This window comes from Shewanella sp. Isolate11 (genome assembly GCF_022398315.1).
In the GTDB taxonomy this organism is placed as follows: Bacteria; Pseudomonadota; Gammaproteobacteria; order Enterobacterales; family Shewanellaceae; genus Shewanella.
In genome coordinates, this window is the sequence record NZ_JAKEVF010000014.1 from 1 (window position 1) to 612 (window position 612).

The window sequence follows — 612 nt, forward strand, 5'->3', positions numbered from 1 at the left end:
CGTCACACCATGGGAGTGGGCTGCACCAGAAGTAGATAGCTTAACCTTCGGGAGGGCGTTTACCACGGTGTGGTTCATGACTGGGGTGAAGTCGTAACAAGGTAGCCCTAGGGGAACCTGGGGCTGGATCACCTCCTTACCTATACGATAATTTGATAKTTGYTGAGTGTTCACACAGATTACTTGATAGAAGAAAGAGCAAAAATATACGTGTCTATTTAGACGACGTATTATTATTCAAAGCGATAAGCATGAATAAGATACAAGTATAAATGGGTCTGTAGCTCAGCTGGTTAGAGCGCACCCCTGATAAGGGTGAGGTCGGTGGTTCAAGTCCACTCTGACCCACCAAAATCTTCGTGTTACTGCGTTATGTAGTTCGTCGTTTAGCAGGCTAAACGTCCTCACTACATGCCTTGTCTCACTTGATTTGGTAATGACTTAGCAATAAGTAACGTATGTTTTTGTTTGACTGCATGTAAATGGGGCTATAGCTCAGCTGGGAGAGCGCCTGCCTTGCACGCAGGAGGTCTGCGGTTCGATCCCGCATAGCTCCACCATTTACTGTTCACGATGAACACATGCACATGGATAGAGATGCCAAAGATAAAT

General features: G+C 45.9%; 2 tRNA genes and 1 rRNA gene. All 3 read left to right on the forward strand.

Annotated elements, in window-relative coordinates:
* Positions 1–139, forward strand: a 16S ribosomal RNA gene (locus tag L1D21_RS16465); the annotation flags it as partial.
* A 135-nt stretch (positions 140–274) separates the two neighbouring features.
* A tRNA-Ile gene (locus L1D21_RS16470) sits at positions 275–351 on the forward strand.
* 133 nt (positions 352–484) lie between these two features.
* Positions 485–560: transfer RNA gene (locus tag L1D21_RS16475), tRNA-Ala, on the forward strand.
* Positions 561–612: the final 52 nt, after the last annotated feature.